Annotated in this window: 7 protein-coding genes; 4 read left to right on the plus strand and 3 right to left on the minus strand. The window is 46.6% G+C overall.

All coding sequences use genetic code 11. The features are described 5' to 3' along the window. Positions 1-12: 12 nt before the first annotated feature. Entirely contained in the window at positions 13-1,530 is a 1,518-nt protein-coding gene (locus EHV08_RS09510; RefSeq protein ID WP_126679477.1) for an NAD(P)H-hydrate dehydratase, read from the minus strand. A 129-nt stretch (positions 1,531-1,659) separates the two neighbouring features. On the opposite strand from EHV08_RS09510, the gene hpt reads away from it, so the two are divergent. The 4 genes from hpt to pgeF all read left to right on the plus strand — a co-directional run bounded on the left by hpt (position 1,660) and on the right by pgeF (position 4,901). Continuing rightward, positions 1,660-2,196 carry a hypoxanthine phosphoribosyltransferase gene (gene hpt, locus EHV08_RS09515; RefSeq protein WP_126679054.1) on the plus strand — a complete coding sequence of 179 codons (537 nt, stop codon included), beginning with the start codon at positions 1,660-1,662 and terminating at the stop codon, positions 2,194-2,196. A gap of 60 nt (positions 2,197-2,256) precedes the next feature. Next, positions 2,257-2,823, plus strand: coding sequence for an adenylate kinase (locus EHV08_RS09520; RefSeq protein WP_126679055.1), 567 nt, complete (start codon positions 2,257-2,259; stop codon positions 2,821-2,823). A gap of 93 nt (positions 2,824-2,916) precedes the next feature. After that, positions 2,917-4,092: a GTPase ObgE gene (gene obgE, locus EHV08_RS09525; protein ID WP_126679056.1), complete on the plus strand. Its 1,176-nt coding sequence runs from the start codon at positions 2,917-2,919 to the stop codon at positions 4,090-4,092. Continuing rightward, positions 4,089-4,901, plus strand: a complete 813-nt coding sequence (gene pgeF, locus EHV08_RS09530) for a peptidoglycan editing factor PgeF (RefSeq protein ID WP_126679057.1) — start codon at positions 4,089-4,091, stop codon at positions 4,899-4,901. Before obgE ends, pgeF begins: the two co-directional genes overlap by 4 nt. Positions 4,902-5,123: 222 nt before the next feature. Here the strand turns inward: pgeF and EHV08_RS09535 are convergent, their stop codons facing one another. Continuing rightward, positions 5,124-5,690, minus strand: a complete 567-nt coding sequence (locus EHV08_RS09535) for a hypothetical protein (RefSeq protein WP_126679058.1) — start codon at positions 5,688-5,690, stop codon at positions 5,124-5,126. A 354-nt stretch (positions 5,691-6,044) separates the two neighbouring features. Beyond that, positions 6,045-6,593, minus strand: coding sequence for a hypothetical protein (locus tag EHV08_RS09540; RefSeq protein WP_126679059.1), 549 nt, complete (start codon positions 6,591-6,593; stop codon positions 6,045-6,047). Positions 6,594-6,732 lie beyond the last annotated feature (139 nt).

Here is a 6,732-nt window from a genome sequence, read left to right on the forward strand (position 1 = left end):
TTATAGCCGTTCTCAGTCTTTAAGTCGCTCGAATGCTTTTGGCAGATACCTTATTATATCTGTTGCCATAAGACTCTCTTCGCCCAACTCCTTTGCTGCGATGTCTCCGGCGAGTCCATGCAGGTACATTCCGAGCATACAGGCATCGGCATTACGGTAGCCGCGTGCCAGCAGTCCGGTGATGATTCCGGTGAGCACATCTCCGCTTCCGGCTGTTGCCATACCGGCATTTCCTGTGCTGTTGAACATCACGCTGCCATCGGGCATGCACAATGCCGAGTAGTGACCTTTTAATATTATGTAGGCTTCAAGATGCTCTGCCATGTTGCGAGCCTTTGAAAGTCTTTCGTAACTGTCGGCACACGGTGCGCCATTCATTCTGTCGAACTCTTTCGGATGCGGTGTCATGATGATTCCTTTGGGCAGTTGCTGCATCCATGCGCGGTGATTGGCCAGTATGTTCAGCGCGTCGGCATCAGCCACTACCGGACATGTGGCACGTCTGATTTGCGAAATCATCGCTATCGCCGTTGTCTCCACCTGTCCCAGTCCGGGGCCTATGGCCATTGCATCGAAATCCTCTGTTGCTATGGCATTGCCCACATACGTCTCTTCGTGGTCGAGGTTGACAATTGCTTCGGGCACTGCCATTTGTATTATGGCGTTGTTCTTTCTCGGCGTATGCACCGTTACCTTTCCCGCTCCGGCTCTGTAACACGCCTTTGCAGCCATTACCGCAGCCCCCGCCATGCCGAAAGTTCCGGCCACGATGAGCGCATTTCCCATTGAGCCTTTATGCGCGAAAGGGTCGCGTGACAACAGTAACGGGCGGATGTCGTTCTCCTCCAATATGCAGTATTGCGCACTTGTTCTCTCTATTCCTTCTGCGCTGAGTCTTATGTCGAGCACCTTCAGTTTTCCGATGAACTGCTGATTTTCTTGGAACAGGAACGAAAGTTTCTTGTGCTGCAGCGTCAGTGTGGTGTCGGCCTTTATTATATTGGCACGCACGTTGTAGGTGTTGTCCTCGGTCATCAGTCCCGATGGCATGTCGATACTCACCACCTTGGCTGCCGATTGGTTTATGTATTTCACAAGCGATGCGAACCCTCCGGCAAGCGGTTTTGTGAGTCCTGACCCGAACAGACCGTCTATCACCAGCATCCCGGCCTCAAGTTTCGGCGGGTCGAACTCCTGAGTTACCTCCGTGAACTGCTTCACGCGCTTCGACTCGGCAATCCGTTGCTTGTTAGTAGAGCAATCGTCGCTGAGTTTTTGGTTTATATTGAAGAGATATACGCTTATCTGATAACCCTGTTCGGCGAGCAGGCGCGACACGGCAAGCGCATCGCCACCGTTGTTTCCGGGACCTGCAAAAGTCACAATGGGCGTATGTGTCGGCCACATCTCGCTGATGGCGCGTGCCAATGTCTTTGCAGCACGTTCCATAAGGTCAATGCTTCTTATAGGCTCGTGCTCTATTGTGTATTGGTCGATATCGTGTATCTGATTGCTTGTAAAAATCTTCATCACGATGCAAAAATACAAAAAATAGATTACAGAAGCCAAAAGTTTCGGGATATTTTTATGTTTTTCTTCCCTAAAAGGTAAAAATATGGAATATTTTATTAATTTTGTCGCAAAATAAAGAGAAATGTTATGGCCGTAGTTAAAATTTTAGACAAAACGTTCAAGACTTCCATTCCGGAAGCAGAGATAAAAAAACATGTAAAGGAAGTGGCGGATCGTATCAATCATGACATGGCCGGCAAGAACCCGCTTTTGATCGCGGTGCTCAACGGTTCGTTCATTTTCGCTGCCGACCTGATGCGTATGATAACCATTCCTTGCGAGATTTCGTTTGTGAAATTGGCATCATACGAGGGCACAACATCATCAGGAAAAATTACCGAAGTGCTGGGAATAAATGAAGACTTGAATGGAAGGACGGTGATAATCGTTGAGGATATAGTTGATACAGGACTGACGATGAAGAGAATGATAGAGACTCTGGGCACGAGAAATCCTAAGTCGATACATATCTGTACGCTGTTGTTGAAGCCCGATAAACTCACCGTTGACCTCGATATAGAGTATGCCGCGATGCAGATTCCGAACGACTTCATCGTGGGTTACGGACTCGACTACGACCAGCAGGGACGCAATCTGCCAGACATCTACACTGTGGTGGAGTAGCCCCGACAAACTTTATTACCGAAAGACATCCATTAACAATAATAAAAAACAAGGCAAAAAATGGAAAACATTGTTATTTTCGGTGCACCCGGCTCTGGCAAGGGCACACAGAGTGAGTTAATAATCAAGAAGTACGGACTGGGGCATATCTCCACAGGAGAAGTGCTTCGCGACCAAATTCGGAGAGAAACCGAACTCGGCAAAATGGCAAAACGCTTCATAGACAACGGGCAGTTGATTCCCGATGACTATATGGTGAAACTGCTGGCTGAGGTGTATGATGAGATAGGGACAGACCACGGTGGTGTTATCTTCGATGGTTTTCCACGCACCATATCACAGGCCGAGGCTCTAAAGGCTATGCTCGCAGAACGCGGACACTGCGTGGCTGCAATGATAGAACTTGATGTTCCGGAGGAAGAACTGATCGAACGGCTGATAAAGCGAGGAAAGGAGAGCGGACGTTCTGACGACAATGCCGAGACGATAAAGAAGCGTCTGGATGTGTATTACAGTCAGACAAAGCCGTTGATAGAGTGGTACGGCCGTGAAGGAGTTCACCATCACGTTGTCGGCACCGGTTCTCTTGAAAGCATATTCGCTCGGATAGAAAAAATCATAGGATAGAAAAGTTAATTCTGAAGCCCCTCACTCTCAGCGTTATAAATCGGCGCTCCTTCGGCAACGGAGGATAGGGTAGGGGCTGTTCTTATATTTATTATGGAGAGTAATTTCGTAGATTATGTGAAGATATATTGCCGCTCGGGAAAGGGTGGCAAGGGAAGCATGCACCTGAGGCACGTGAAGTATAACTACAACGGTGGTCCCGACGGCGGCGATGGCGGCGATGGCGGAAGTGTGATATTGCGAGGCAATCACAATTTCTGGACTTTGCTGCACCTTAGATACCAACGGCATGTGTATGCCGAGCATGGAGGGAACGGCAGCAAGGATAAGTGTCACGGCACTAACGGCAAGCACCAATATATAGATGTGCCGTGCGGAACGGTGGTATATGATGCCGAAACAGGGAAGTATGTGTGCGACATAACCTACGACGGACAAGAGGTGGTGCTGCTGAAAGGTGGTCGTGGCGGACTCGGAAACTTCCAGTTCCGTACCGCAACAAACCAAGCACCGCGCTTTGCACAGCCCGGAGAACCGATGCAGGAGATGACAGTGATACTCGAACTCAAACTGTTGGCAGACGTTGGACTTGTGGGATTCCCTAACGCCGGTAAGTCAACATTGCTGTCTGCACTCTCATCGGCACGACCTAAGATTGCCAATTACCCGTTCACAACGCTCGAACCGTCACTCGGAATAGTGGCATACCATGACCAAAAGTCGTTCGTCATGGCCGACATTCCGGGTATAATAGAAGGCGCGAGTGAGGGAAAAGGACTCGGACTGCGTTTCCTTAGGCATATCGAGCGTAACTCGTTGCTGCTCTTTATGGTGCCTTGCGACTCTGACGATATTGTGAAAGACTATGGTGTGCTGCTCAACGAACTGCGCCGATTCAATCCCGATATGCTCGATAAGCATCGTGTGCTCGCCATAACAAAGTGCGACATGATTGACGAAGAACTTGCAACGATGCTACGCGAGGAGATTGTAAAGCAGATTGACGAGCCTCTGCCGATTGTATTTATATCTGCCGTGGCACAGCAGGGCTTGAACGAACTGAAAGACATTCTGTGGGAAGAACTCAACAGTGAGAGCAATAAACTGCAGAGCATCACTGCCGAAGATGTTATCGTTCACCGTGATAAGGATATGTCGCGCTTCTCCAAGGAACTTTCAGATGAGGGTGAAAACATCGAGATTGAGTTTGTTGACGAGGACGAGATAGAGGAACTTGAAGACTACGAAATTGAGGACATTAACGAATGAGGTTGCATGAATACTTGCTCGGCGACAACGTTCGTGCGTTCTCTACAATGCGCGGAGAGGGTGTGGGAAAGGGTAATTATGCCTCGTTCAACATAAACCGCTACTGTGGAGACTCCGAAGAGAACATTGAGCGAAACCTTGATATTCTTGCAGATACATTAAAAATCGCACCGCAGCGCATAATATATCCGCGACAGGTTCACGGTACGGTGTACAAACGAATAACCGAAGACTGTCTATCACAGCCTCCATACGAACGTCAATCCATGATAGATGGTTCCGATGCACTCATTACCGATGTTCGGAATGTATGCATCGGAGTTTCCACTGCCGACTGCATACCTATTCTTTTATACGACCCCGAACATCATTGTGCCGCAGCAATACATGCAGGTTGGCGCGGAACCGTGAAACGAATGGTACAAATTGTGGTTTCGACGATGTGCGATAATTTCGCATCGAGACCCGAAATGTTGAGAGCCGTCATAGGACCGGGCATATCGCTCGAAGCATTCGAGGTGGGCGATGAGGTGTATTACGAGTTTTCCAAGGCACGTTTCCCGATGGATGAAATTGCACATCGCTTTCCACTTATGCACAGTACAGCAAACTCCGGGTCGCAAACCATTATGAAATGGCACATCGACCTTCCTGCATGCAACCGTCTGCAACTCATCGAAAGCGGCATACCTGTCGCAAACATATATTCTTCAGGCATTTGTACATACACCTCCTGCGACACGTTTTTTTCCGCCCGCCGTCTCGGAACGGCCTCCGGTCGTATCTTTACCGGAATAATTCTGAAATGAAATAATACGCAAGTTCGGGTTAAGAAATCGTTATAATATGCGACCTCTGCAAGACTATTGAAATAAAAGTTTGCTCATTTCAAATGATTTTTAACTCAATATTCTTGCAAAGGTCTCACAATGATTATTACTTATTTTGTTTAATTCAATCCGGCTTCGCCGGGTTACGACATTTGTAGTTTAACTTATACGGCGTTCAGATGTCTATGCTTATACCTGCTTTTATTCTGCCGTCCCTTTATAACTGATGGAGATGGTGTGCGGTAGCTTGTCGCCTAATAACTTTTTAGATGTTTTTATTGCCCCGTCGATTACCGTAACATTTACTTCTTTCGTCGTTGGATTGACATTGAGTTTCATCGTGCCGCTCGAGAATTTACAAAGGGGATCTATAGTTCCTTTTCCAGTGAAAAGTACATTTAATGGTCCATTATTTGCCGCTATTGACCATTTGCCTGCTTCTTCGTCTGTTTGCTCTGTAAGTTTGATTAGTTTGTCGTTGTGAATCGAAGGTATGAGCTCGATATATATATTCTTGGCTTTTTTCCCTGATTCTAATTGCAGGTCAAGCGTATATATACCTTCCTTTTCGGTTAAGACTGACTTTTCAATTTTTATTACCTCGGCATCAAGAGTCACGGTGTTGGTGAAATTAGGGGTGGGTCCCGGTGTAGGTGTGTCGTCGTTGTCACTCGAGCATGCGGTAAACATCATGCCCATCATCATCACTGCTGCTGCGAGGGCAAGAGCCTTGCTTGCCGCGTTCGCAAATAAATTGTTTAGTTTCATATAGGTTATGCCCTCCTGATGACCCACGAAATACTTTATGTGGGAACGCCGTGTCGGGGGCTTGGGCGTTTAGGTTGTTTTGAATGTTAATCTATGTCTTTATTCTTTCCATTTGCTTGGTATCATTCTGTTTTTTATTTCGATTAAGGAAACTTCCGAAATTTTCTTTGTTGTCCCCCTGCAAGGCTATTGAGATAAAAGTTTGCTTATCTCAAATGATTTTAATTCAATAGTTTTGCAAAGGTCTCACAATGATTATTACTTATTTTGTTTAATCCAATCCGGCTTCGCAGGGTTACGACATACGTCGTTTAACTTGGATGGCGGCGCAGGTGTCTATGTTTATACCTGCTTTTACTTTGCCTTCCCTTTATAACTTATGGAGATGGTGTGGTCTTGGCCGTCGCCTTGGTTAGTATCAGTCGGTGTATTTATCTTTCCACCGGTTACCGTCACCTCCACTTCTTTCGTCGTTGGATTGATGTTGATTTTCATTGTACCGCCGGAGAATTTGAATTTTTCATGTTTCACCCCATAGCCACAGAAAAGCCAGTTGATGCCTTTAAGTACAGATATTGACCAAGTACTGACTGCTGATCCTGTTTGCTGTGTAAGGTCGATTAGTTTGTTGTTGAGAGTCGAATGATTGAGTGCGATTAATATATCAGTGGCTTTTTTCTCTTTTTCGAGTTTTATGCTTAACCAATAGACCTCGCCAATTTTGTTCATCTCTAACTTTTCAATTTTTATAACCTCGCCGTCGAGAGTCACGGTATTGGTGAACTTCGGTGTGTCGTCGTTGTCACTCGAGCATGCGGTGAACGTCATTCCCATCATCATCACTGCTGCTGCGAGGGCAAGAGCCTTGCTTGCCGCGTTCGCAAATAAATTGTTTAGTTTCATTATAGGTTATGCCCTCCTTATGACCCACGAAATGCTTTATTTGGGAACGCCGTGTCGGGGGCTTGGGCGTTTATGGTGTTTTGAATGTTAATCTATGTCTTTGTTCTTTCCATTTGCTTGGTATCATTCTGTTTTTTAT

The sequence above is a fragment of the Prevotella koreensis genome, from assembly GCF_003977605.1.
Lineage (GTDB): Bacteria > Bacteroidota > Bacteroidia > Bacteroidales > Bacteroidaceae > Prevotella > Prevotella koreensis.